This is a genomic window from Ruegeria sp. CDSC068 (genome assembly GCF_059610545.1).
The window spans coordinates 236,502-260,400 of sequence record NZ_JBXWNV010000007.1 but is presented as its reverse complement, the minus strand read 5'-3'; the positions used below and the strand labels follow the sequence as shown (position 1 = coordinate 260,400).

The 23,899-nt window shown below is 54.3% G+C and carries 22 protein-coding genes; 10 read left to right on the top strand and 12 right to left on the bottom strand.

Annotation, left to right across the window (positions count from 1 at the left end):
- Positions 1 to 4 precede the first annotated feature (4 nt).
- From AC2FID_RS16045 to AC2FID_RS16025, 5 genes are all read right to left on the bottom strand, one after another.
- Entirely contained in the window at positions 5 to 1,087 is a 1,083-nt protein-coding gene (locus tag AC2FID_RS16045) for an ABC transporter permease (RefSeq protein ID WP_282153257.1), read from the bottom strand.
- Between the two features lie 73 nt (positions 1,088 to 1,160).
- Positions 1,161 to 2,531: a CmpA/NrtA family ABC transporter substrate-binding protein gene (locus AC2FID_RS16040; protein WP_496837655.1), complete on the bottom strand. Its 1,371-nt coding sequence runs from the start codon at positions 2,529 to 2,531 to the stop codon at positions 1,161 to 1,163.
- Positions 2,532 to 2,801: 270 nt separating this feature from the next.
- Positions 2,802 to 3,971, bottom strand: coding sequence for an ABC transporter substrate-binding protein (locus tag AC2FID_RS16035; protein WP_282120622.1), 1,170 nt, complete (start codon positions 3,969 to 3,971; stop codon positions 2,802 to 2,804).
- Positions 3,968 to 4,552, bottom strand: a complete 585-nt coding sequence (locus tag AC2FID_RS16030) for an ANTAR domain-containing response regulator (protein ID WP_282120623.1) — start codon at positions 4,550 to 4,552, stop codon at positions 3,968 to 3,970. Before AC2FID_RS16030 ends, AC2FID_RS16035 begins: the two co-directional genes overlap by 4 nt.
- Before the next feature lie 370 nt (positions 4,553 to 4,922).
- Positions 4,923 to 6,086 carry a pyridoxal-phosphate-dependent aminotransferase family protein gene (locus AC2FID_RS16025; protein ID WP_496837654.1) on the bottom strand — a complete coding sequence of 388 codons (1,164 nt, stop codon included), beginning with the start codon at positions 6,084 to 6,086 and terminating at the stop codon, positions 4,923 to 4,925.
- 134 nt (positions 6,087 to 6,220) lie between these two features.
- Between AC2FID_RS16025 and AC2FID_RS16020 the strand changes: the two genes are divergently transcribed.
- The gene (locus AC2FID_RS16020) at positions 6,221 to 9,097 is read left to right on the top strand and encodes an FAD-binding and (Fe-S)-binding domain-containing protein (protein ID WP_496837652.1); all 2,877 of its coding nucleotides are present in this window, start codon (positions 6,221 to 6,223) and stop codon (positions 9,095 to 9,097) included.
- 9 nt (positions 9,098 to 9,106) lie between these two features.
- Entirely contained in the window at positions 9,107 to 9,784 is a 678-nt protein-coding gene (locus AC2FID_RS16015) for a GntR family transcriptional regulator (RefSeq protein ID WP_496698254.1), read from the top strand.
- A 42-nt stretch (positions 9,785 to 9,826) separates the two neighbouring features.
- Here AC2FID_RS16015 and AC2FID_RS16010 read toward each other — a convergent pair whose 3' ends face one another.
- From AC2FID_RS16010 to AC2FID_RS15990, 5 genes are all read right to left on the bottom strand, one after another.
- Positions 9,827 to 10,903, bottom strand: a complete 1,077-nt coding sequence (locus AC2FID_RS16010) for an Ldh family oxidoreductase (protein WP_496837650.1) — start codon at positions 10,901 to 10,903, stop codon at positions 9,827 to 9,829.
- The gene (locus AC2FID_RS16005) at positions 10,893 to 11,765 is read right to left on the bottom strand and encodes an ABC transporter permease (RefSeq protein ID WP_496837649.1); all 873 of its coding nucleotides are present in this window, start codon (positions 11,763 to 11,765) and stop codon (positions 10,893 to 10,895) included. The genes AC2FID_RS16010 and AC2FID_RS16005 overlap by 11 nt, the downstream gene beginning before the upstream one ends.
- The gene (locus tag AC2FID_RS16000) at positions 11,762 to 12,571 is read right to left on the bottom strand and encodes an ABC transporter ATP-binding protein (RefSeq protein ID WP_108859902.1); all 810 of its coding nucleotides are present in this window, start codon (positions 12,569 to 12,571) and stop codon (positions 11,762 to 11,764) included. The genes AC2FID_RS16005 and AC2FID_RS16000 overlap by 4 nt, the downstream gene beginning before the upstream one ends.
- Entirely contained in the window at positions 12,568 to 13,527 is a 960-nt protein-coding gene (locus tag AC2FID_RS15995; RefSeq protein WP_234416594.1) for an ABC transporter substrate-binding protein, read from the bottom strand. Before AC2FID_RS15995 ends, AC2FID_RS16000 begins: the two co-directional genes overlap by 4 nt.
- A gap of 125 nt (positions 13,528 to 13,652) precedes the next feature.
- The gene (locus tag AC2FID_RS15990) at positions 13,653 to 14,573 is read right to left on the bottom strand and encodes a fumarylacetoacetate hydrolase family protein (protein WP_496837646.1); all 921 of its coding nucleotides are present in this window, start codon (positions 14,571 to 14,573) and stop codon (positions 13,653 to 13,655) included.
- Positions 14,574 to 14,712: 139 nt separating this feature from the next.
- Here AC2FID_RS15990 and AC2FID_RS15985 point away from each other — a divergent pair, with 139 nt between their 5' ends.
- The 6 genes from AC2FID_RS15985 to AC2FID_RS15960 all read left to right on the top strand — a co-directional run bounded on the left by AC2FID_RS15985 (position 14,713) and on the right by AC2FID_RS15960 (position 20,900).
- Positions 14,713 to 15,393, top strand: a complete 681-nt coding sequence (locus tag AC2FID_RS15985) for a FadR/GntR family transcriptional regulator (RefSeq protein ID WP_108859904.1) — start codon at positions 14,713 to 14,715, stop codon at positions 15,391 to 15,393.
- A gap of 187 nt (positions 15,394 to 15,580) precedes the next feature.
- Entirely contained in the window at positions 15,581 to 16,264 is a 684-nt protein-coding gene (locus AC2FID_RS15980) for a fumarylacetoacetate hydrolase family protein (RefSeq protein WP_496837645.1), read from the top strand.
- 57 nt (positions 16,265 to 16,321) lie between these two features.
- Positions 16,322 to 17,857: an acyl--CoA ligase gene (locus AC2FID_RS15975; RefSeq protein WP_496837643.1), complete on the top strand. Its 1,536-nt coding sequence runs from the start codon at positions 16,322 to 16,324 to the stop codon at positions 17,855 to 17,857.
- A gap of 4 nt (positions 17,858 to 17,861) precedes the next feature.
- Positions 17,862 to 18,839, top strand: a complete 978-nt coding sequence (locus AC2FID_RS15970; protein WP_496837641.1) for a 2-dehydropantoate 2-reductase — start codon at positions 17,862 to 17,864, stop codon at positions 18,837 to 18,839.
- Positions 18,840 to 19,337: 498 nt separating this feature from the next.
- Positions 19,338 to 20,165 (top strand): hypothetical protein, encoded by an 828-nt coding sequence (locus AC2FID_RS15965; protein WP_496837639.1) that lies wholly within the window; start codon positions 19,338 to 19,340, stop codon positions 20,163 to 20,165.
- A 198-nt stretch (positions 20,166 to 20,363) separates the two neighbouring features.
- Entirely contained in the window at positions 20,364 to 20,900 is a 537-nt protein-coding gene (locus AC2FID_RS15960) for a hypothetical protein (RefSeq protein WP_496698268.1), read from the top strand.
- A 17-nt stretch (positions 20,901 to 20,917) separates the two neighbouring features.
- Here the strand turns inward: AC2FID_RS15960 and AC2FID_RS15955 are convergent, their stop codons facing one another.
- The gene (locus tag AC2FID_RS15955) at positions 20,918 to 21,175 is read right to left on the bottom strand and encodes a hypothetical protein (protein ID WP_496837283.1); all 258 of its coding nucleotides are present in this window, start codon (positions 21,173 to 21,175) and stop codon (positions 20,918 to 20,920) included.
- A 463-nt stretch (positions 21,176 to 21,638) separates the two neighbouring features.
- On the opposite strand from AC2FID_RS15955, the gene AC2FID_RS15950 reads away from it, so the two are divergent.
- Both AC2FID_RS15950 and AC2FID_RS15945 read left to right on the top strand, forming a co-directional pair.
- Complete coding sequence (locus AC2FID_RS15950; RefSeq protein WP_496837284.1) at positions 21,639 to 21,848, top strand: hypothetical protein; 210 nt, start codon at positions 21,639 to 21,641, stop codon at positions 21,846 to 21,848.
- A 545-nt stretch (positions 21,849 to 22,393) separates the two neighbouring features.
- Positions 22,394 to 22,912, top strand: a complete 519-nt coding sequence (locus AC2FID_RS15945; RefSeq protein WP_496837286.1) for a redoxin domain-containing protein — start codon at positions 22,394 to 22,396, stop codon at positions 22,910 to 22,912.
- Between the two features lie 24 nt (positions 22,913 to 22,936).
- Here AC2FID_RS15945 and AC2FID_RS15940 read toward each other — a convergent pair whose 3' ends face one another.
- Entirely contained in the window at positions 22,937 to 23,605 is a 669-nt protein-coding gene (locus tag AC2FID_RS15940; RefSeq protein ID WP_282120601.1) for a GntR family transcriptional regulator, read from the bottom strand.
- Between the last annotated feature and the right edge of the window lie 294 nt (positions 23,606 to 23,899).

Genomic DNA, 23,899 nt, shown 5'->3' with positions numbered 1-23,899 from the left:
GCGTTCACCGGTTATTCGTGAAGGTGAAAAGGGATTGCAGGGCAAACATCACACGGTCCAGCAGGAAGCCGATGATACCGATAGTGAAGACCGCAACCATGATTTTGGCCAAAGAGCTGGAGGAACCGTTCTGGAACTCATCCCAGACAAACTTGCCCAGACCAGGGTTCTGCGCCAGCATTTCCGCGGCGATCAGAACCATCCAGCCAACACCAAGCGACAGGCGCAGACCAGTGAAGATCAGTGGCAAGGCAGAGGGCAGCACCAGCTTGGTGATCTTGGTATAGGTGTTCATTTTCAGAACCTTGGAGACGTTCACCAGATCCTTGTCGATAGATGCCACACCAAGCGCGGTGTTGATCAGGGTCGGCCACAAGGAACACAAAGTTACAGTGATGGCCGAGATCAGGAAGGATTTCGCGAACCAGCCATCATTGGTGACGTAAACGGCCGAGACGATCATGGTCACAATCGGCAGCCACGCCAGTGGCGAAACCGGTTTGAAGATTTGTATCAGCGGGTTCAGCGCCGCATTTGCCGTTGGCGACAGACCTGCCGCGATGCCCAGAGGGACTGCGAGGGCAGTAGCGATCAGAAAGCCGAAAAACACAGTTTTGATCGAGGTCCAGATCTGTTGGTAGTAGGTCGGAGCCCCGGTGAAAGCCACGTCTTTCACCTTCTCCGGCTGGCCAGCATCAATAAACTTTTGATTGCGCGTGTCGACCATGGCTTCGAACTTGGCGCGTTTTGCCGCTTTAGCTTTGGCGTCCTCATTCAGGCTGACCATCTCCGCCCAAACCTGCGCTGGCCCGGGGACCGCGCCCAGCGAGGTCTGTACCTTGGGCGCCAGCGTGCCCCACAGAAGCAAAAAGGCGAAGATCGACAGCAACGGCACGATCAGCAAGCGCCAAATCTCGGCCATCTGAGCGCGGGGATTGTCTCCGGCGGCGGCTTTCAGAACAGGCGTGGCCCAGCTGAGGCCCAACACCTGGAACCATTTGTCGGCTGCATTGATGCGGGTGAAAAGGCGGGCGCGACGCTCCTGGCGTGCAGCGTCTGCGTTGAATTCGGGATCGACGGTCGTCATCTGATGTGTCCTTGCGATGGCGGGGCACTTGTGAAGCCCACGCCCGACCGTGGCCGGACGTGGAGCTGAGGAATTAGCCTTGAACGTCCGAGCCGACGATCTTCTGCTCGCCCTTCAGGCCAATGGACATGCTTTCGAGATAGGCGTTGGGTGTGCGGCCGTCATAGGCGATCCCGTCAATGATATCCTCGGCAGGCGTTGGTGCCTTGTAGCCGTCACTGTTCCAGGGGAAATCGGCCTCATCCGCCAGACCTTCGTCAACCAGCAGACGGGCGGCCTCCAGGTAGATTTCGGGCTTGTAGACCGACTTGGCCACTTCGTCATACCAACTGTCCGGCTTCGCATCGGCGATCTGACCCCAACGACGCATCTGGGTCAGGTACCAAACCGCGTCCGAATAGAACGGATAGGTCGCGTTGTAGCGGAAGAACACGTTGAAATCTGGAACCTCACGCTTGTCGCCTTTTTCATATTCGAAAGTGCCAGTCATCGAATTGGCGATCACGTCATAATCCGCGCCCACATATTCTGCGCGGCTCAGGATTTCGACCGCTTCGGAGCGGTTGGCGTTGTCATTTTCATCCAACCACTGTGCCGCGCGGATCAGGGCTTTGGTCACTGCCAGAGTGGTATTCGGATACTCCTCGGCAAACTCGGCTGTGATGCCAAAGACCTTCTCGGGGTTGTTCTTCCACAGTTCGTAATCGGTAAGTACTGGAACGCCGATGCCCTTGAACACCGCTTGCTGGTTCCACGGCTCACCCACGCAGTAGCCATAGATCGTTCCGGCCTCCAACGTGGCTGGCATTTGCGGCGGAGGTGTCACCGAGAGGAACACATCCGCACCGATTTGACCGGTCACGTTGTCTGGGCTGTAGAACCCCGGATGCAGCCCACCAGCGGCCAGCCAATAGCGCAGTTCGTAATTGTGGGTCGAGACTGGGAAGACCATGCCCATGTTAAAGGGCTTGCCTTCAGATTTGTATTTCTCAACGACCGGAGCAAGCGCCTCTGCGCTGATAGGGTGTTGGGGACGACCATCCTCCATCACCGGGATGTTCGGCTTCATCTCTTCCCAAATCTCGTTGGACACGGTGATGCCGTTGCCGTTCAGGTCCATTGAGAAGGGCGTTACGATGTGCGCTTCGGTTCCGTATCCGATGGTGGCAGCCAAAGGCTGTCCGGCCAGCATGTGTGCGCCGTCAAGCTGCCCGTCGATCACGCCATCCAATAGGACCTTCCAATTGGCTTGTGCTTCCAGCGTCACGAACAGGCCTTCGTCCAGAAAGTACCCATTCTCGTAAGCGACAGCCAGCGGCGCCATATCGGTCAGTTTGATAAAGCCAAAAGTCAGCTCGTCTTTTTCCAGTTCCAGTTCCAGCTCGGCCAGTGCCGGAGACACAAGCGCCGTCGTTGCGACGAGGCCTAAAAGAAGCTTTTTCATCTCGATCCCTTTCGGTTCAGCCCAACCTCTTGGGCAAACAAAAAAGCCGCCGACACAGTCCGCCGGGAGGAGGTGGCGGATGGTCGAGCGGCTTTGCTCTTGTAAGGTGCCCTGGATAGTGGGCGAATTCCGTCGGTGGGCGTCGTTGCCTTCCGATGTCCCGATTAAGACATCCTTGATCTGGGCCGTCATCCGGTTTTGAGTGTCAAAGTGTGATTTTTCTGCGCTGCAGCGTGATTTGATGCTGCGCTGCAAAAATTTTGGGCACTCTCACCCCGTTGGCTCGAAAATGCGACGATCGAAGAAGACGTTCGGCGCCAGAATCAAGCTTCCGTTTGTCGAGGCTACGGTGGTCGACTCAGGAAGCGCCCCTTCCAGCTTTTCTGACGCTCCGGGGGTTTCGACACCCAGCCCGAACAACTCGCGCCGATAGAGATCGCTGCGAAAGACACGGGCGGCCTGACGTTCGGCTGTGCTGACATCGATCCCGTTCCGTTGCGCTAGCTGATGCGCGATCCACTTGGCCTGACTGCGCCATGGGAAGGTGGCAGCGCCATCAAAGAACTCGACAAACCCATCCACATGGCGTTGCTCGCCGCGCGCCGAGATTGTGAATTCGCCCATCAATGCACGGTCGATTAGTTCGGGTGAGACATTGAGGTAGGTTTTGCGCGATAGCATCTCGGACGCGGTTGTTCGGCTGTCCGTGTTTGAAAGCCAACGTCCCGCGCGCCAAACGGCCCGCATGAGGCTACCCAGCAAATGCGGCTCAGTTTCGGCCCAGTTGTTTCTAACCGCCAACACCTTTTCAGGTGCGCAGGTCCAGATTGCCTTACCGGGCAGCAGCAAGGCACCAACATTGTCATCCACGGCGAAAGAGCCCCAAGGCTCGCCCACGCAGAAGGCATCGATCTCGCCACCTGCAAGCGCCTGCGCCATGAGAGGGGGCGGGACAGTGCGGATTTCGACCTGCTTCGAAGCCAGTTCGGTTCCCGCAACCCAATAGCGCAGCAGTTCAACATGCATCGAAAACGGAAAAGGCACTCCGAACACCAAAACCTCACCGGCAGCCTTTGCCAGTGCAGCCCCAGCCGCAACGGCATCAGTGAAATCGAAGTCATAGCCCTGATCGGTCAGACGCCCTGCCAATTGGGTTCCAACGCCTATGACGTTGCCATTCAGGGATAGGACAGACACTGCGGACAGCGGCGTCGAGATACCGCCCAAACCCAAGGCCATCGCAACGGGTACAGGTGACAGCAGATGCGCTGCGTCCACATGCCCAAAAGCCAGCATATCGCGCAGAGATGACCATGACGGGGCCGGTCGCAGATCCAGAGACACGCCTTCGGCATGGTCAAATCCCATCTCGCGCGCGACAATCAACGGGGCCGCGTCGACCAAAGGCATATAGGCGACAGGCAAGGTCACGGTTCTCATGACAACAAACCCGAGGCCGTGACCAGGGCTTCGGCCACTTCTGCAACCCGGCGGTTCTGGTTCATCGCTGTTTTGCGCAGCAGGGCGTAGGCCTCGTCTTCAGACACACCCTTGGCTTTCATCAACAACCCTTTGGCGCGATCAATCACTTTGCGTTCTTCCAACGCACGGCGGGTCTCGGCCAGTTCGGTCCTCATCTGGCGTAGTACCTGAAACCGGGCGATGGCGGTATCGATCACAGGTTTGATGCGCTCGGCTTGCAGGCCATCGACTACATAGGCTGATACCCCTGCCTCAACGGCTGCTTTCGCCAATCCACCCGCAGCGCCCGAGACGAACATGGCCACCGGACGCTCCATCGGACCGGAGGCGACGGTCAACTCTTCCAGCATATCCCGCGATGGATTGTCTATGTCGATCAGAACGATGTCTGGGCTATGCATTGCAATTCTACGTGCCAGCCCGGAAACATTGCCGATTACAGAAACGTCTACGTCTCCAGACTCTTTTAAGGCATCCACAATTGCAAAGGCACGTTCTTGGTTCTGCTCGACGACAACGACAGTAAGGTGTTGTTTCATAGGCACCCAAGTGAGCCCAAGCTTCATCGATCGCAATTCCAAGGCCACTAAGCGTTTCATCAGGCTGCCAGTTTGCCTATTTTATCAGCATATTTTTACATGCAGCGGAATGTCTGCACAGTTTTTCTACATGTTTTCAAAGAAATCTGCTTTGAGCCCTGGCGTGGCGCATTGGATCGACTCTTTGAATTTTCATTTGGTCTAATCTTTGGTTTGGGAGGCCAAATGTACTTCCATCGACGATGCGAAATCGAAGGTCCATTTTGACAGCAAGAACCACGTGACTCCGCAATCGCAGCGAATGATCGCTTTCCGCCCAACTGCTGGAATTCGTGCGAGCGCTGATGAAAGTGTATCCGTCTATCCGGCGCTACGCAGCCTTGAGATGTTCCGAGGCAGCCTGAGTGCCGCCTCCGTGATGAGGCATACCGCTCTTGGCTAGCCCCATTTCTACGCCAGAAAGGGTGGCCATCAACATTAGGTCGTTGAAATCGCCCAAATGACCAATGCGGAACACCTTGTCGGCTACCTTGGACAGACCATTTCCTAGTGAGATGTCATAGTGCTCAAGCGCCGTAGCACGAAACGCATCGGCGGAGTGACCTTCTGGGACCTTAACCGCAGTCAAGACGCCCGATTCCTGACCTTGATGTGTGCACAAAACCTCAAGACCCCAGGCGCGCACGGCAGCCCGTGTCGCGGCTCCGTGTCGGGAGTGACGGGCAAAAACGTTGTCCAACCCTTCCTCGTGCAACATGTCTATGGCCTCATTTAATCCATAGAGAAGATTGGTGCCGGGGGTGTAGGGAAAGAACCCCTTCTGATTTGGTCCGACCATATCTTGCCAATCCCAGTAACTTCGCGGCGTGGTCACGGATTTTGAGTGTTTTAGCGCCCGATCGCTCACGGCGTTGAAGCTCAGACCAGGCGGTAACATCAGTCCTTTTTGCGAGCCGGAGACACACACATCGACCCCCCAGTCATCGAACCGAAAATCAATCGACGCAAGGCCGGAGATGGAGTCCACGATTAGAAGTGCTGGGTGTTTGGCTGCGTCTATGGCCCTGCGCACTTCCTCAATTGATGAGACTGACCCGGTAGACGTTTCGTTGTGAACGACGCAAACCGCCTTGATGTCGTGCTGCTCATCCGCACGTAGACGGTCTTCAATCTGATTGGGGTCCGCGCCGCCGCGCCAATCCCCTTCGATCAGCTCTGGGTGCAATCCTAGATTTCCAGCCAAGTTGCACCACATGAAAGCGAAATGTCCTGTTTCAAACATCAGAACTTTTTCGCCCGGCGAAACCGTGTTCACAAGTGCGGCTTCCCACGCACCGGTGCCGGATGAAGGATAGATAAAGACGTTCTGTTTTGTCTTGAAAATCGTCTTCATACCATTGAGGGCTTTATTCCCGACTTCTGCAAAATTGGGCCCTCGATGATCAATGGTCTGCGTGCTTATGGCTCTCAGGATTCGATCTGGCACAGCACTTGGCCCTGGAATCTGCAAAAAGTGTCTACCCGCCTGACGCATTTGAACTGATCCTTACGCTGGTGCCAAAAAAGTGGCGCTATTATCTATTGCAAAAGTTAATTATGAATTCATTATTCAGTCAACGATGAAGTGAAAGGTCTAATTAGGCTTACAGGGAAGGGAAGGCGAACCTGATGGTAGAGAATGGATCGTTGTACCGCCGACTGTTGTCCGATGTACGGGGGGAAGTGATGTCAGATCCGGCATCGCTTGCTCGATACTCGACCGATGCCTCAATCTATCAGATGATACCGGACGCTGTGGTGATCCCCCGGTCCACAGAAGATGTCCAAGCCGTGATGTCCATTGCGCGGGACGAAGGATGTTCGGTTCTACCGCGCGGCGCCGGCACGTCGCAATGCGGGCAAACAGTCAATCAGGGTGTTGTGCTGGACAACACAAAACACTTGAATCGTATTCTTGACGTAGACGCTGAGAAACGTATCGCGCGCGTTCAGCCCGGTGTTGTTCTGGATCAATTGAACCAAGCGTTGAAGCAGCATGGCCTGTGGTTTCCCGTGGATCCTTCAACAGCGTCCCGCTGCACTCTTGGGGGGATGGCGGCAAACAATTCTTCAGGTGGAAAATCTCTGCGATACGGGATCATGCGAGACAACGTCGTCGCGATAAACGCAATCATGGTTGACGGCACGGAAGCGCGGTTCAGCGCTGATACGGCCGCATCAGGCGATTATGCGGATCTTGTTGGTGATATGCGCGCTCTTGGGCGTCGCGAGGCTGCTGAAATTGACGCTCGTTTTCCTAAAGTCCAGCGCCGTGTGGGCGGGTACAATATCGACGCGCTCGTAAGTAACGACATCAACATGTCCCATTTGTTGGTGGGGTCAGAAGGCACATTGGCCTATTTCACAGAACTGGAATTAAGTCTGGCACAGCTGCCGGGCGCGAAAGTTACCGGTGTGTGCCATTTCCCGACATTCCGTGCTGCCATGGAAGCCACTCAGCACATCGTGACACTCAACCCCCAGGCGGTAGAGTTGGTCGACGACACCATGATTGCGTTGGGGCGTGAAATCCCATTGTTTCGCGAAACGATTAATGCATTTGTTGAAGGCAATCCTGAAGCCCTGCTGCTGGTGGAATTCGCCGAGGGTAGCGTCGAAGCAAATGCCGCAAAACTGGTCGAGCTTTCGCAACTGATGGGAGATCTCGGGTTTGCTTTCAGCGGTGCGAAAAACCGGTGGGGCGGCGTTGTCACTGTTACGGACAACTCTTTGCAGAATGCTATCGCCGAGTACCGAAAATCCGGGTTGAACGTCATGATGTCGATGAAAGAGGCGGGAAAACCAATCTCTTTTGTCGAAGATTGCGCTGTCCCGCTGCCCGACCTCGCCGAATACACCGCTGGCCTGACCGAAATCTTTGCAAAACATGGCACAAAGGGAACTTGGTACGCGCATGCCTCGGTGGGGTGTTTACACGTGCGACCTGTGCTGAACATGCGGCAGGACAAAGACGTCCGGACAATGAGGGCGATCGCTGAAGAAACATTTGATCTGGTCAAAAAATATAAAGGATCTCATTCAGGTGAACATGGTGACGGGATCGTAAGATCAGAATTTCATGAGAAGATGTTCGGTCAGCGTATCGTTTCTGCGTTTGAGCAGGTTAAGAACCGGTTTGATCCCGACGGGGTGATGAATCCCGGCAAGATCGTGAACGCGCCTGCGATGGATGACCGGCGATTGTTCCGCTATGGCCAGGACTATTCGGTTCCTGAATTCGAAACGACGCTGGATTGGTCCGCTTGGCCGGGTTCCGGAGGAGGGTTTCAGGGCGCCGTCGAGATGTGCAACAACAATGGTGCATGCCGCAAGCTCAAGGGTGGGGTGATGTGCCCATCTTTCCGAGCGTCCCGAAACGAGCGTGATGTTACGCGTGGACGGGCAAATACGCTGCGGTTTGCGATCAGCGGGCAGATGCCGGGCGGTTTGTCGTCCGATGCCATGTTGGACACAATGAAGTACTGCGTGTCCTGCAAAGCTTGCGCTCGGGAATGTCCGACCGGCGTCGACATGGCGCGAATGAAAATCGAAGTAATGTCAGCAAAACGTAAAAAAGATGGGCTGACGTTGGCAGACAAATTGATAGCTTACCTGCCCCGATATGCACCAAAAGCCGCGAAAGTCGCGTGGCTTATGAATTTACGAAACAAAATTGCACCCTCGCGTAAGCTATTGGAGGGACCGACTGGTATTTCAGCGCGACGTGATCTGCCAGTGTGGTCTTCTGCGCCGTTCCGTGATGCCGAGGCTCAGGACAATGATCCGCAGGTGTTGCTGTTTGCCGATGTGTTCAACCGGTATTTCGAACCAGAAAATTTACGCGCCGCTGTCCGGGTTTTGCGGGCAAAAGGACTTCGGGTGGCCGTGGCGCGAGACGATCAATCTGACAGGGCCTTGGATTGCGGACGTACTCTTTTAGCTATGGGCTGCGTGGACGAAGCGCGACACGAGGCACAACGCGTGATTGACGCGACGCGAGAGGCGGTTGCAAAAGGTGTTCCAGTAGTCGGGCTCGAACCTTCCTCCATCCTCACGTTCCGGGATGAGTTTTTGGCGCTTTGCCCGGGGCCGGAAACGGAGATGTTGTCGAATGCAACGCGTACCTTTGAGGAATTTCTGGCCGATCAGCCGGACTTGGCCCTGAAGCCCTTGGATCGCCCGATCTATGTGCATGGGCATTGCCACCAGAAAGCACACGATGCCGTCACACCGATGCTCAACCTTTTGAAGCGTATTCCGGAGGCACAGGTTCACATGATAGAAAGCGGTTGTTGCGGAATGGCCGGGGCGTTTGGGTATGCGCCTGAAACTATCGATGTTTCGATAAAGATGGCACAACTTGACTTGTTCCCGGCGTTGGAAGCAGCACCTATAGATGCAGTTATCGTGGCCGATGGGACATCTTGCCGCCATCAAATCGCCGAAGGTACGCAGCGGAAGCCCATGCACGTCGCGCGCCTGTTGGATCTGGTTCTTGATGTTTAGGAAATGGAAATGAACCTGACGGACAGCATTAATCGCCCGACCCTTCATGAAGAACTGGTCGAAAGGCTGCGTAACCTGGTTGTCGAAGATGTGCTAAAGCCGGGTGAAAAAGTGCCCGAGAAGCAGCTTTGTGACTCGTTGGGGGTCTCGCGGACACCTTTGCGAGAAGCTTTAAAGGTGCTTGCATCAGAAGGCTTTGTGGTACTTCAAGCCAACCGGGGGGCCCGCGTCGCAAGTGTCACGCGAGAGGAATTGGAGAATACATTTCCAGTGCTTGCGACGCTTGAGCAACTGGCGGGAGAGTTGGCATGTCAGCACCTGGATTCCGCTGAAATTGAACTAATCGAACGTCGCCACGCCGATATGCTGAAAGCCTATAAGTCACATGACCGACAGGCATATTTTAAGGCCAATCAGGACATTCATCAGGCACTGATACGTGGCGCGCGAAACGATATCCTTGCGAGCCACCACAAGCTGTTGGCCGCACGGGTCCGCCGCGCACGTTTTATGGCCAACTTGTCGGACGAGCGCTGGGCGCAGGCCATTTACGAACACAAAGCCATGATGGAGTTACTCAGGGCCCGTAATGCAGATGGGCTTGGGAAATCCATGAAGCTTCACATGATGAACAAACTTTCTGCTCTTGTGAAAGCGCTGGAGGCAGAGGACGAGACACCTCGCTAAACCCTAGTAAAAAGCGCCTACCAGCTTCCCACGGATGCGCTGCTAGTCGGCGCTGAGACTAGGAAACAGAGGGGATAACCCACAGTCCTCAGCAAGTTTGTTGAGGTCTCGACAAAGAGCGGGATTCAGCCTCACACCATCTTTGCGGCGGGCCTCTGCGGCAGCCGTTTTGCCGTCTCCGGGCAAGCGCACCGGGTCATGACCGGGCAGGGGGGCGGATGCGCGCATTTCAGAGAAGACGCGGGCTGCGTTAGAAGCAAAGTCATTGCCCATCCCAAAGGCTGCCGGATTGAGCGCCATAACGAACTGGCCGGTGTTTGTGGATGAAGTTGTGTCCGAGGTGAAATTGACCACATCGGAACCGAAGGCCGCGCGGTTTAAGACCCCGGCCATCAACCCGATAGCTACGGAAAGACCGAACCCTTTCGGACCCCCAATCGGCAACAGAAATCCTTCTGACTTGAGGGCGGGGTCCGTCAATGGATTTCCATCACGCCCAACCATCCAGCCTTCGGGCATAGGCTTGCCTTGCTGCAACAGGGTTTTGATCTTGCCCATCGCGGCTACGGTCGTCGCCATATCAAACACAAACGGGTCGGGACCATCGGCAGGGGCGGAAAAAGCAATGGGATTGGTGCCAAGAAGCAAATCGCTACCGCCATAAGGCGGGACGTGGTTCGCGCTGCCCACTGCCGCGGCCATACCAAGCAGCCCTGCCTCGGCTTGCGGACGTACATAAAGTGCGAGTGGTCCCGCGTGATTGCCGCGCCGAACACCAACCCACCCGATACCGGTCGCTTTTGCCTTTTCAATTGCAAGATCCCGCGCCGCCAACATTGCCAGATGGCCGAGGCCATCGTCTCCGTCGATCAAAGCGGTTGCGACAGTCTCATGTTCTACAGTTACTTTTGGCGTAGGATTGGAGCCACCTCCCGCCAGCCGGGCAAGGTACTGGCGCAGGCGAAAGACACCATGCGTGCCGTAGCCATAAATGTCGGCCTCGACCATCAACGAGGCCACCTTGTCCGCATCTGTTTTTGACACACCTCGAGTTTCGAGCACGACCGCCACAAATTCACGCAGGGTGTGGCAGTCTATATTCACAGGCTCAGAAGTCATCTCTTCCCACCTGTTCCTTGTGCCAGAACACCAATTTACGCTGTGTCCAAACCACCGATGCAAATACCACCAGACCGACAAGGCTGAGATACAGGATCAACGAGAAGACGCGCGGCGTGTTGAGCTGCGAGGCCGCAACTCGGATAAGTTCGCCAAATCCCTTGCCACCACCCAGGAATTCTCCTGTGATCGCACCAGCCATTACGCCGACCGCTCCGATCTTGAGGCCAGTGAAAACCTGCGGTAGGCCGGTTGGCAGTTTCATCTTGATCAATGTCTGCATCCGACTTGCGCCCATCGTCTTGAAAAGCATACGCGCGTTTTCATCGGCGGCGTGAAGCCCAGCGGCGGTACCAACCACGATTGGAAATGTCGCGATAAAGGCGGCAAGCGCGACCTTTGATTCAATGCCAAAGCCTAACCACGCTACGAAAAGCGGGGCGAATGCTACCTTTGGCATGGTATCTATCGCCACCAGGTAAGGCATCACCGCCTTTTCACCAAATGCCGTTTCCCCCACCAATACACCCAGCGAAAAACCGATCGCGATAGCCAGCGCAAAACCATAGATAACTTCTTTGATTGTGATCCAAAGCGCCCCAAGCATGTAGCCGCCGGTCAATAGGTTTTGTCCCACGAAGATCATATCTTTTAGGGTTTCCAACGGTGTAGGCAGAATGATTGGGGAAACCAGCCCAAGGCTCGTGACACTTTGCCATGTGCCCACAAAAACCACGAAGACAAAGGTCATCGCCAGCCAGCGTGGAACCGAGTCGATAAAGTGGATTTTCTGTTCCCATACCGTGTCTTCTGCGGTGTCAGAATCCTTTAGGGAAGGTGAGTGGTTATGAACGTCGCTCACATTTCTTCTCCCTTATCCAGGAGGCCGCGAATGTAGTCCACAATGGCGCCAAACTTGGGCGTGGTCATCATATCCAACGTGCGTGGGCGTGGCAGGTCGACCTTCACGATCTCGGCAATCCTGCCTGGGCGTGGTTTCAACACGACGATTTCGTCGGACAAAATCACGGCTTCCTGAATAGAGTGCGTAACAAGAAAAGCAGTCGCATCCTGTTCATGGCAAATCCGCTGCAGTTCCATATTCATCATGTCACGTGACAGCTCGTCCAGCGCGCTGAATGGTTCGTCTAACAAAAGCACAGCTGGTTCAGTGATCAACATACGGCAGATTGAGGCGCGCTGTGCCATGCCGCCCGACAATTCGTTCGGATATACGTTTTCGAACCCCTTCAAACCCACAATGTCCAAAAGTTCGTGAGCCTTGCCCATTGCTTGCTTGGCAGCTGCCTTGCCATCGCGGATCTCGATTGGCAACACGATGTTTTCCACGGCGGTTTTCCAGGGAAATAGTGTCGCCTGCTGGAACATCATACCAATGTCTCGCCGGGGACCGGTCACTGGCAGACCTTGTAGGATCACACGCCCTTTGGTGGGAGGGATCAGACCCGCCATGATCTTGAGCAGAGTGGATTTCCCGCACCCGCTGGACCCAATGACAGAAGTGAAGCTTCCTTTCCGTAACGTCAGATTAATATCCTCAAGCGCAACAACAAGGTTGCGTGCATAGGTTTTGCTTAAATGGGTCAATTCGTAGACCGGCGTGCCCAAGGGCGCGCCGGAAAACTCTTGTGCGGCTGCAGCGTTCATTTGCTGGCGGCCTCGTTGCCAATGGCGGCAAATTCATTGGTCCAGGCGGCGCTCAAGTCATCAAGCGGTCCCGGAATTTCGCCCCCTGCGACAAGTGCGTCTTGCCATTCTTGCCAAACCTCGGCGGGGTACCATCCCAGACCATTGCTTGGATCCGCTGCTATGGTCTTCGAGCGTACCGCATCGAACAGCGCGGCCTGGAATTCTTTGTCTTCGCCTTCCTGCGGATTGCCGTCCGCCAGATGCTTCAGCACAGCTTCACGGTTAGCATCATCGAGAGCAAAGGCATGGCCACGTGCGAACGCGCGGCTCCAGGCCTCGACCAATTCGCGATCGTTGGCGATTGTGTCAGCCATTGTGGCGATACCGTTTCCGAAGAAACGCCCGAATTCCGCAGGCGTGATGTCACGCACCTTCATTCCGCGCTGGTTCAGGATTGCTGTATCTGCCGTCGAAGCAGAATATGCGTCGATTTCACCGTTCAGGAAAGCTGCAGTCGCAGGGCCGCCGTCGCCAACAGTAAGAAATGTGAAATCCTCACCTTCTTTCATACCTGCACCGGTCAAGACGTTTCGTGCAAAACCTACTTCGGCACCGTCTGCGGTGCCGGTTCCGATGACTTTTCCTCGCAGTTCCTCAACGCTTTGGACTTCAGAGTCTTCTGGCACCGCGATGCCGAAGTTGCTGCGTGCCGCCACGTTGTAGATATGTACGGCATCCACATCGCGCGACCGCGCTGCAATCAGAGGTCCGGGTCCAGGGCGACCGAAATGCGCTTGCCCAGCAGACAACGCCTGAAGCACGGCGCCTGAGCCGTTGATAGCCTCGACTGTCACGTTCAATCCTTCATCTGCGAAGTACCCTTCGCCAATGGCGACAAACACAGGAAATGAGTTGATTGCCGAAGGGCTTGGTTGCACGAAGGTGATTTCACGCAAGTCTTGCGCAAAACCCATTGTTCCTAGTGCTCCTGCTACTGGAACAGCAGTAAGCAGGGACGCTGTGAAAGTCCTTCTGTTCATCATTGTAGTCTTCCTCCCTTGAATGTTGACGCCTCACAGCGATTGCTGCGTAGGAGCCATTATACGGCACGCACTGTGTTCCTTAGCGTGCCGATTTCGGAAACCTCGCAAACTACGACGTCCCCGTTTTTCAAAAACTGCGGCGGTTCCATTGCGTATCCGACGCCTGATGGCGTACCTGTCGCAATGATGTCTCCCGGTTCTAGTGTCAGGCCTTCTGACAAGGATGCGATCAACGTTGGAATGTCGAATATCATGTCCGACGTCATCCCGTTTTGGCGCTGCTCACCGTTTACTGTCAGTCCGATCGACAGAGCTTGCGGATCGCTGATGGCATCGGCGGTCACGATGTAGGGACCAATTGGGCAAGATCCATCAAGCCCTTTGCCTTTGAAGTACTGGCCGCCATGGCGGCGCTGTATGTCTCGGGCGGTTATGTCGTTCAGAATAGAATACCCAAAGACATGATTAAACGCATCTGCCTTGCTGATGTTACGCCCGCGCTTCCCTATCACGACTGCCAACTCGACTTCGTAGTCGATGGACTGCGACACCGAGGGAAAGAGTAGGATGTCGGCGTCTGGTGCAACGACCGAGGTCGGCGGCTTAGTAAAGAAAACCGGATGTTCGGTGATGCCGATTATCTCTTTTTGCGCCCGTTCACCTTCTGCGATGTGCTCAGCGTAGTTTCGCCCCACACAGAAAACGTTCTTACGTGGCGTGGGAATGGGCGACAGAAGAGGCGCGTCTTCGGGGACGAGCAAGTCCTTGAGTTCGCCAGCCTCACCCGCAGCAACAACGGCGTTCAACGCTTCAAGTGAGGTCTGACCGCCTTCGATAATCAGCTGCATTGTGCTTACATCAAGAGACGTATCCGGCATGAGCATCTTAAACGCACGCGAAACATCCACCATGCTTCCGTTAGCAAGCAATGCGACGCAAACGGCGTGGCTATCTACTGAAACAGTCGCTAAACGCACTCGGCTCTCCTCCTACATTCTGGCGCCCACTTAGGTCACCGATCTTGGCCGGCGACTCAGATTTGGTTGTCACTTGCCCTTGAGTTTTTGCCGACTTGGCGTTTCAATCAATCAACCAATCAGCAAATTGGGTGGCAATGTGAGTGAGCCTTCAGAACTTTCGCAACGTGTCCGGGACCTGATCGACAATGCGGGATACCGGCACAACGATAGACTTCCACCTGAAAGGGAACTGTGCCAATGGCTAGGTACAACCAGAAACCAGCTGAGGCGCGTATTGGCCGAACTAGAGGCGCAGGGGCTTATCTGGCGGCATGTGGGTCGGGGCACGTTCGTTGGTGCCCGACCGGTTCTAAATCTGACGGACGTGACCTATTTGGGTGCACAGATTAAGCCTGAACAAGTTGTGGGTGTTCGGTTTACCATCGAGCCGCAGCTTAGCCGCCTTGCCGCGCTTCATTCTACGCGTTCGGACCGTGAGCAAATGAGGCTCTGCGTTGAGAGGTGCCGAGCCGCAGAAGACTGGCGCACATATGAAGCATGGGACAATAATTTGCATCACGCGATAGCCCGGGCAACGCGTAATCAGCTTTTCCTGTATTTCTTCGAGACTCTGAATTCCGTTCGAAGGTCCATTGTGTGGGGACAACCTCGTAAAACCTATAAACCCCCAGATGATTATTCCAGCTTTCGAGAGCATGACTTGATCCTGTCGGCGATATCGAGTGGAGACGGAGAACAGGCGGCGCAGGCCATGTTGGCGCATCTGAGGTCCGTTTACTCCCGCGTGTTGCCAGCTAGTCTTGAGGCCGACCACTAAACTAGCGCCCGACCAATTTGGGAAATGGTTGGGCCAAGCAGCGGCTGAACCTCTTGCAAATCGACGGTCACATTGGCGATGACTGAGACAAGAGCTACGTCTTTTCGGGTGTGGCACAGCATCGATCGGAACAAGGCCACAGATTGGCAAACCGATCTTTGGCAACGATGTGTTCAGGAGGATAGCGATGCACGATCTTGTAATTCCCGCGGTGAAGGTTCACGAAATACCGGTAGAAGGCGGTGGCATATTCCCGGTACGTCGGGTTTATTGCATTGGTCGAAACTACGCGGCGCACGCCATAGAAATGGGCCACGACCCAAATCGTGAACCCCCATTTTTCTTCCAAAAGAACCCCGACAACCTCGATCCATCCGGAGAATTTCCATATCCGGCTCACAGCTCGGACGTACATCATGAAGCTGAAATGTATGTGGCGCTTAAATCCGGCGGTACGAAAATTTCTGTGGAAGATTCTCTGGATCACGTCTACGGCTACGGGCTTTCACTCGATATGACCCGTCGAGATCTACAGGGCGAAATGAAGAAAATGGGTCGTCCTTGGGAAATCGGGAAGGCATTTGAGCGCTCAGCTCCATGCGGACCGGTGCACAAAGCAGAAGATGTTGGGCCACTCGACGAAGGCGCAATTCGCCTATCGGTGAACGGAGAAATTCGGCAGGAAGGTGATTTGAACCAGATGATCTGGAAAGTCCCTGAAATGATCTCTTACCTGAGCGATTACTTCGAACTTGCCGCCGGTGACGTTATCCTGTCTGGCACGCCCTCTGGAGTTGGTCCAGTAAACCGCGGCGATGTATTGGTGCTGTCGGTCGACAAATTGGGTAGCCTAACTGTCAAGGTAACTTAGCAACCACACCAATCCCTCTTCGCGAAATAGGCCAATGCTTTTGTAAACGGATCCCAGATGCCCCACTTAGTCGCCGATTTGATCGCACCCCATTCTGGTACCGCAAATGCTATCGGTGCCCCAGGTCGATCTTGGTTGAACTACCTCGGGCTGCGAGAGCTTTGCGCAAAGGTCAAAAAAGATCTTCATCAGATCGGAGTAGGTCGCGGCGACCGAGTGGCAATTGTGTTGCCCAATGGCCCCGAAATGGCGACGGCCTTCATATCCGTCGCCCAAGTGGCGACGACGGCACCTTTAAACCCGGCGTACACTTACGAAGAATACGTTTTCTACCTCAAGGATCTGAAGGCCAAGGCCCTTCTCGTAAACGAAGACGAAGATGGACCTGCCGTAAAAGCTGCTAGGGACCTTGGCATTGCTATCTTGAGGGCATCTCACGATCGCTTACTTTCGGCCGGTCAGTTTTCTATTTTGCCCTGTGACTCAATTGGCCCGGCTGACACATCCGCTCCGGGTAAAGACGATGTCGCCCTGATACTGCACACGTCAGGAACTACGTCGCGTCCCAAAATCGTTCCTCTGACGCAGGCTAATATCTACGCATCCGCGCGAAATGTGGCTTCATCTTTGAAACTGACAATCGACGATCGCTGTCTGAGTATTATGCCGCTGTTTCATATCCACGGGTTGATTGCGGCTGTTGCCGCGTCTTTAGGTGCTGGATCTCAAATTAGCTGCGCCCCCGGATTCAACGCTCTTAGCTTTTTCTCTCAAGTCGCTGAAGTCGACCCGACCTGGTACACCGCGGTTCCGACAATGCACCAAGCTATCCTCGCCCGAGCTGCACGAAACCAATCGATCATAGAGCAGTCGCGGCTGCGCTTTCTTCGGTCTTCTTCTGCTTCGTTGCCGGGACCGGTAATGGAAGAGTTGGTGGCAACTTTTGATGCGCCCGTCATCGAAGCCTACGGCATGACTGAGGCGACACATCAAATGTGTTGCAACCCGCTTGCTCCCCAAACGCAAAAACCCGGATCTGTTGGAATAGCAGCAGGCCCCGAAGTCAGAATTGCAGACGAGAACGAAAATGTTCTGATCTCTTCGAGGGACGTCGGAGAAATCGTTATCAGCGGTCCGAACGTGACGCCGGGATACGAAAGCAACCCGCAGGCAAATGCTGAAAATTTCTTTGAAGTGGACGGAAAAACTTGGTTTCGCACTGGTGACCAAGGGTCGTTCGACGAAGAGAATTATCTGCGACTGACCGGTCGTCTTAAGGAGCTTATCAATCGCGGTGGAGAGAAAATCAGTCCACTTGAGGTTGACGCTGTACTCTTAAGCCACCCAGACGTTGCTCAGGCAGTTTGTTTTGCCGTTCCCCACGAAAAACTGGGTGAAGACATAGCGGCAGCTGTGGTGCTTTCAGAAGGCGCGACGATCCAGGGGCAGGAGGTCAGGGCTTTTGTTGGCGCGCGGCTCGCAAAATTCAAGGTGCCGACTTCAGTGGTTGTTCTTGAAGAAATTCCAAAAGGCGCGACTGGCAAGATACAAAGGATCGGACTAGCTGCTAAATTGGGACTGGCAAAGGCTTAGACACATGAAAGTTTGTATCTTTGGTGCCGGAGCTATCGGAGGTTACGTTGCCGCGAAACTTGCAAAAACCGACACGGAAGTCAGTGTCGTCGCGCGTGGTCCCCACTTGGCGGCAATGCAGGAAAAAGGACTGACCCTGCTTGAGGAAGGGCAGGATCCAGTTAGCGTTCCAATACGCGCTTCAGACAATGCTGCCGATCTCGGCCCACAAGATTATGTCTTCATCACACTGAAAGCGCATTCCGTCCCAGCAGTCGTAGACTCAATGCAGCCGTTGATTGCAGACGAGACAACGGTAGTTAGTGGAGTGAACGGGGTGCCCTGGTGGTATTTCCACAAACTGGGCGGTCCGTACGAGGGGACGAGGTTGGCGTCAGTCGACCCGGGAAATGTACAATGGGACGGTTTTGGGCCAGATCGCGTCCTCGGATGTGTTGTTTATCCTGCCGCCGAGGTCATTGCCCCGGGATCAATCAAGCATATCGAAGGCAATCGTTTTTCGTTGGGTGAGCCCGATGGTGCTAAATCAGACCGTGCTGCCAAGCTTTCGGCTGCGCTATCCGCCGCCGGACTGCGTGCGCCCGTCAGACCAAGAATCCGGGATGAAATTTGGTTGAAACTGTGGGGTAACTTGTCGTTCAACCCGATTTCCGCTCTTACCCACTCAACACTTGATGTCCTGTGTGCCGACGAAGGCACACGCTCCGTGGCACGCGGAATGATGCTCGAGGCTCAGGAAGTCGGTGAAAAACTTGGTGTAAAGTTCCCGATAGATGTTGAAAAACGCCTCGACGGCGGAGCGGCTGTCGGTGCGCACAAAACCTCTATGTGGCAGGATTTGGAGTTGCACCGACCGATGGAAATTGATGCCTTGGTAACTTCGGTGCAAGAACTGGGGCAACTTACGGGTATCTCAACGCCCACAATCGATACCGTCGCGTCACTGATCAAACTGAGGGCAAAGGTCGCAGGTCTTTATTAAAGTCTTTGTGGGCCGTGCAACGAGAGCATCGCTTGAGGCGGATTACGGGGACTGGTTCCAACGTGTCATACAGCGCCTTTGGGAGTTTTCCTGCACCTTCGATGTCATTTCGCTCCTCGTTTTGGGTTTGAAATGCTTGACGTTTGGGTCGGAATTGAGTGACGCGATTTACCCATTTGTTGAGGTTTTTGACGCCGATTTAGGCAGGAATCAGTGACGTTCCACACGAACGCGGGAGGGGGCGAGACAACGTTATTCGACAGGGGGGGTGCGGCCCGCAGGCAAAGCCGAGGACACGGCCCTGACTAAAAGGGTTGCCCGAGGGGGAGGGCAGCGCCCTCACCCTGACGGCCAGGGGCGTTTGGCTTGTCCAAATGCCGCTGGCCCACGAAGGGAAAGTAAGGGGAAAGAGCGCCCGCCGCCATTTGCGATTGTACCATTCTGTCAAACTGCAAAATGCAATAGGAGGCCATCCGCATTTGTCCACGATGTATTTTGGTGACCATGGAGGCTTCTGGCTCCGAGAACGCGTTTCAACTTCTTGAGTGGTTGGTGCTGCCGATTGGGACCTGTGCCAAACATGGCGTACCGTTGCTCCTGCTTCCCAACGCGGCGCATGCGCATCTCACCTACGACGTGATTGAGCAGGTGGCCCGCCACAAGGGTCTGATCTTTGAGGCCGCACAAGACGCAAAGACGCTTCGACGTTCTTTGTTTGAAGCTTACTTAAGCCGCCGTATCGAGTTTGAGGTCGCGGATGATTGGTTGGACCCACTGGACCTGACGCATCTTCATCAGGCGTGTTTGACACTGGGAATGTCGATCGCCCTGGTTCGAGGCGTCGGTCGTTTGGACTTGGACTTCGAACAGGAGCGTGCTGCCATGTCGGCCGGGTTCGAGGTTTTGAAGAGTGGGCCGGAAGCCCTGATATCTGAGTTGGACCGTGCCAGGCGTCGGTCTTCCTCCAAGCGATCTTATTTCACGACAGATATGGGCGAATTCTATACCTGGCTGAAAGACACTGAAGAGGACCCGGCGACAGTAGTCCTCAGGGCTTGGGTGCAGGATTTTGTGCGGGAGAATTATCCGCTGCAGACCGGTGCGAAAGTTCTGGGTACGGAAATCTCAGCACCCAAACTCATCACGCTAGAACGCGCGCGGGAGCTACATGGGGTCGGCGAGGTTCGGGTGCGAGGCATTCTCGCCCACTTTCGCGGTCAAAACGCGAGCGAGTTGTCAGATATGAAAGATGTCAGCCATGAGGATCTGGCCGCCGTGCTCGATTTCTGGTCTGGACTGCAGAATATCAAATCCACCGCGACCTAGCTGAATATCCATCCGGTCCAGGTGAAAGCGCTGATCCGGCAGGACGTTTTGAAAGCTCATCGTTTCGGAACGTCTCTGCGCTACGTGACATCGTCTTCTGTGCAAACCTAGATGACCCGTCTTGAGAATCTGCAGTTAGCATCATCGACACGTCGTAGGTTGCCACTCAAGGAATTCAGCCGAAAGAGCCGGGTTCCTTTGGCACGCGTTGTCGCCGATTGGGCGGCAGGTCGATTGACCGGCGTGTCGCGTGATCCAGAAGTCGAAGGTTTGGCTGGGATGCTGATCGATCAAGCTGAAGGCTTAGAGAGGCAGGAGCGTGCATTTTCTGGTGACCTGCCGCTCTTGGATGCGGCGGCACGCTTGAAAATGAATGTGATATCGATCCGACGGTTGCGGGATGGTGGCTTTCTTAGTCAGGTCACGGTGCGAAACCCGGACACGCAGCACAACCGGTGCTATATCATGGCCCAAAGCCTGCAAGCGTTTGAGGCGCGTTATGTAACACTGGGTCAAATGGCTGAGCAGTTTGAACTTGCCGCGATCCATCTGGCTCGGGCGTTGGACCGAAGAGAAATCGAGACTATCCGCTGTGAGGCCGGGTTTGTTCGCGCGTATCCGAAAGAGATACGAGATATTGTTCGGGAATTGACGATGAGGGGTTACACGTCAGACCAACCCGAAAATACCAACGACTGTTTGAACCAAGAAAAGCAAGTGGCGGAGCCAAGCTGATGCTCCGCCGTGCATGCTCACCAGTAGTAGTGATTGGGTTTGCGGCTATCCGGCCAAGCAATGTCATTAGGATCAGCGCCTTTCAGGATGCCAAGCGCAAGGGCCTTGGATTTGAGTCTTGTTGGACGTGTGTGAAAGATGATGTCGTGGCCGCGCGGCCAATTGCCGAGCCACCGGACATCATCCAGGTCTTTTCCGAGACGACGGCTCAGACCCAAGAGCGAGTACCCGTTCCCAGGCACGGTGCGGGGACGTTTGCGTTTGTAGTGGGCCATGTCTTTGGCCTTTCATGCAGTTTCAGAACTACATGGCACCCTCCATCGTTTGGTTTGCTGGTCTTGGGCTGGGCTCTGCTTTGACACTGAACACGCCGCCGGACTGGATATCGGACTGGGTCTTCAAAATCAATCGGAGGGAATAGGACGGCTTTGCAAAAGAATTTGTGCATCGGCTCTGGCAACCGGAGAGGCCCTTTAGTCAGGGCAGTTTACAGGCAACGGAACGTTACAAGTATTTCATGTGCGTAGGCCGTTGCCAGTTTTTCCTAAAGGCAAACTACAAGCATTTGTTAAACTGCGAGGTGAAGAGACATGACTGATGGTCGAAATGATCTTTTTGAACGGCTCAAACCAATTTGGGAGGCCGTGGTTAAGTTTGGCGAGAACACCCCCGAACTCAGTATGAGGGTCTATCATCAATGAGATGAGGGGCGAAGTAGACAAAGCACGGACCGCTTAATTGGGGACTGAAAATAGTCCGGATTGGTGTGACGAAAAAGTAGCGGAGGATCCTGAAGCTCAGTTCAAGATGATTGCAGTCGCCTATGCCACTGGAGACATGGATGAGGTCGACCGGGTGATAAACTACCTTGCTTTTATACGTCGTATGAAAAAACAGGGTATTTATGAATTGGGACACTGGATTGATGAGGGCCCAGGTGGGCGATGATACAACCAGAGATCGCTTCACATAATACCCCAACTGCGACGTTTGTGGTTTGTAATTTTGCCGCCAATCACCCAACGGCTGCGAAAAACTTGCCATTCGAAACGCGGCTCTGCGGCAGCTGCAATGCCGACTAAGCGGACTTTTGCGGTTGCAGGTAGTGCTTACGCAGCATTTCTTCGCGCTTACAGTTAAGTGGTATCGGTGACGTGGTGGATTTCACCAGGCTGGTCGTTTGATCGTTCTTGTCTCGATTGTAAAGGTTTCTTGAGGGCTACAGGTGATCAGGTCGCGTTGAATCTAATACAGGTAGCTGGTTGCGCTCACACCTGTTGCGGCATTAGAAGCCCGGCTGCAATGAGGGCCGTAGAGTGACGGCGGGTAGGTATCATTGATTCCTCGTCAACCAACGGCGATCTTAGACCGAGCGTGCCTTTCAAGCACCGAATGATACCGCGATCTGGGTTTCAATCGTTGCCTTGACGTGACATGAAATAAACTAACGGTATCTGCGCCAAGCCATGATTTACGGAGCAAAGGAACAACTTATGACCTCAGCCAAACCAAATGTCGGCGCGCAAATCGAGCAAATGTACTTTTCAATGCTAGGGTCTGAGGACAAGGTTTCGATCGGTCAACAAAAAGACCGCTGGACCATGCTGTTTGTCTATCGAGGCAAGCATTGTCCGCGCTGCAAGCGTTTTTTGAACAAGTTGAATTCGGCGCTGTCGGCATGGGCTGACGTTATGGACGTTATTGTTGTCTCTGCCGACACCAAAGAAAAAGCTGCGGCAGACAAAGCAGAATTCGGCTGGGATTTTGATCTTTGCTATGGAATGACTGAAGCGCAAATGCGCGCGCTTGGTCTTTACGTGTCATCGCCTCTGTCTGATGCAGAAACGACGGGTCTGTTCGCCGAACCTGGCGCGTTTGCTATCCGTCCGAATGGAACACTGATGCTGGCCGATATCTCTAACGGCCCTGCGGCACGTCCCGATTTGGAAGAGCTTTTGGACGGCATGAAATTCAATATTGATAATGATCGTCCGGAACGAGGAACGGCCTGAGACCACCAGATCGCATGGCCTCGGTTACTCAAAGTAGCCTGGGTGCGTCTTGTGGATGAAGTCGATGGTTTCGTCGAGGCGGGACAGGTGTTTTCTGACAGCGGCTTGCGCTTGGTCATGGTCTCCTGCCGCCATGGCCTGTGCAATCTCTCGGTGATCGGCGAGGATGGCGTCTGCGGCACTGCCCTTTTCAAGGCTGAGCATACAAAGCCGGTCAACCTTTTGCTTTGATTCCAGCATCACGTCAAATGCCATAGGATTGCCGCTGAGCACGTAGATCAGTTTGTGAAAATCATAGTCCAGCGCGTGAAACGCAGATAGATCACCGTCATTGATCGCCTGCTCTTGTAAGGCGAGGTTTTCTGCAAGCTTTGCTTCACGTGTTGCGTCCCAGACTTCCATTGCTCGATGGATGATCTCCAGCTCCACCGCCATTCGAACCAATCGAGCGAGAGCCACACGCTCCATAGAAAATCCTCGAACTACGGTCGCCTTTTGTGGTCGTATTAAGAGCAGATCTTCGTTGCCGAGCCTTGTGAATGCGTTGCGAACAGGTTGGCGTGATACGCCGAATCGGCTGGCTACCTCAGTTTCGGATAGTTTTGTACCGGGAAGAATTTCAAGCGAAACGATCTCGTCGTGTAGCGCTTCATAGACCGCATCGGTTGTGGTTCGTCTGACAATATTTTCCACGGTATGTTGCTCGCGCCCTCTATCTTAGTCACGTTTCAATTTAATGGTCCACTGTTAGAGCATTGAAATAAAATAATTATTCTACTTTATTTTGCTTGAGTGAACCAATGTAGGCCTGTCACCTATCAAATGCCCTGCGCTTTCGACTGTCAAGCAATCTGACATACTAAAAGCCTACAGTTGACATAACTTGGATACTAGTGTCCCTTTAGGGGCAGCAGCGATTCTGGTTCTTGGGGGAAATCGAAAGCTACGTGGCTTACGGTCTCTGAAATTCCATGAAAGCCAAATCCT

Excerpts from the sequence above, each read along its gene's own strand:
- AC2FID_RS16010 (WP_496837650.1), bottom strand. The coding sequence starts at position 10,903 with ATGACTTCTGAGCCTGTGAATATAGACTGCCACACCCTGCGTGAATTT.
- AC2FID_RS16040 (WP_496837655.1), bottom strand. The coding sequence starts at position 2,531 with ATGAAAAAGCTTCTTTTAGGCCTCGTCGCAACGACGGCGCTTGTGTCT.
- AC2FID_RS15975 (WP_496837643.1), top strand. The coding sequence starts at position 16,322 with ATGCCCCACTTAGTCGCCGATTTGATCGCACCCCATTCTGGTACCGCA.
- AC2FID_RS15955 (WP_496837283.1), bottom strand. The coding sequence starts at position 21,175 with ATGGCCCACTACAAACGCAAACGTCCCCGCACCGTGCCTGGGAACGGG.
- AC2FID_RS15995 (WP_234416594.1), bottom strand. The coding sequence starts at position 13,527 with ATGGGTTTTGCGCAAGACTTGCGTGAAATCACCTTCGTGCAACCAAGC.
- AC2FID_RS16020 (WP_496837652.1), top strand. The coding sequence starts at position 6,221 with ATGGTAGAGAATGGATCGTTGTACCGCCGACTGTTGTCCGATGTACGG.
- AC2FID_RS16035 (WP_282120622.1), bottom strand. The coding sequence starts at position 3,971 with ATGAGAACCGTGACCTTGCCTGTCGCCTATATGCCTTTGGTCGACGCG.
- AC2FID_RS16030 (WP_282120623.1), bottom strand. The coding sequence starts at position 4,552 with ATGAAACAACACCTTACTGTCGTTGTCGTCGAGCAGAACCAAGAACGT.
- AC2FID_RS15970 (WP_496837641.1), top strand. The coding sequence starts at position 17,862 with ATGAAAGTTTGTATCTTTGGTGCCGGAGCTATCGGAGGTTACGTTGCC.
- AC2FID_RS16025 (WP_496837654.1), bottom strand. The coding sequence starts at position 6,086 with ATGCGTCAGGCGGGTAGACACTTTTTGCAGATTCCAGGGCCAAGTGCT.
- AC2FID_RS16045 (WP_282153257.1), bottom strand. The coding sequence starts at position 1,087 with ATGACGACCGTCGATCCCGAATTCAACGCAGACGCTGCACGCCAGGAG.
- AC2FID_RS15945 (WP_496837286.1), top strand. The coding sequence starts at position 22,394 with ATGACCTCAGCCAAACCAAATGTCGGCGCGCAAATCGAGCAAATGTAC.
- AC2FID_RS16000 (WP_108859902.1), bottom strand. The coding sequence starts at position 12,571 with ATGAACGCTGCAGCCGCACAAGAGTTTTCCGGCGCGCCCTTGGGCACG.
- AC2FID_RS15980 (WP_496837645.1), top strand. The coding sequence starts at position 15,581 with ATGCACGATCTTGTAATTCCCGCGGTGAAGGTTCACGAAATACCGGTA.
- AC2FID_RS16015 (WP_496698254.1), top strand. The coding sequence starts at position 9,107 with ATGAACCTGACGGACAGCATTAATCGCCCGACCCTTCATGAAGAACTG.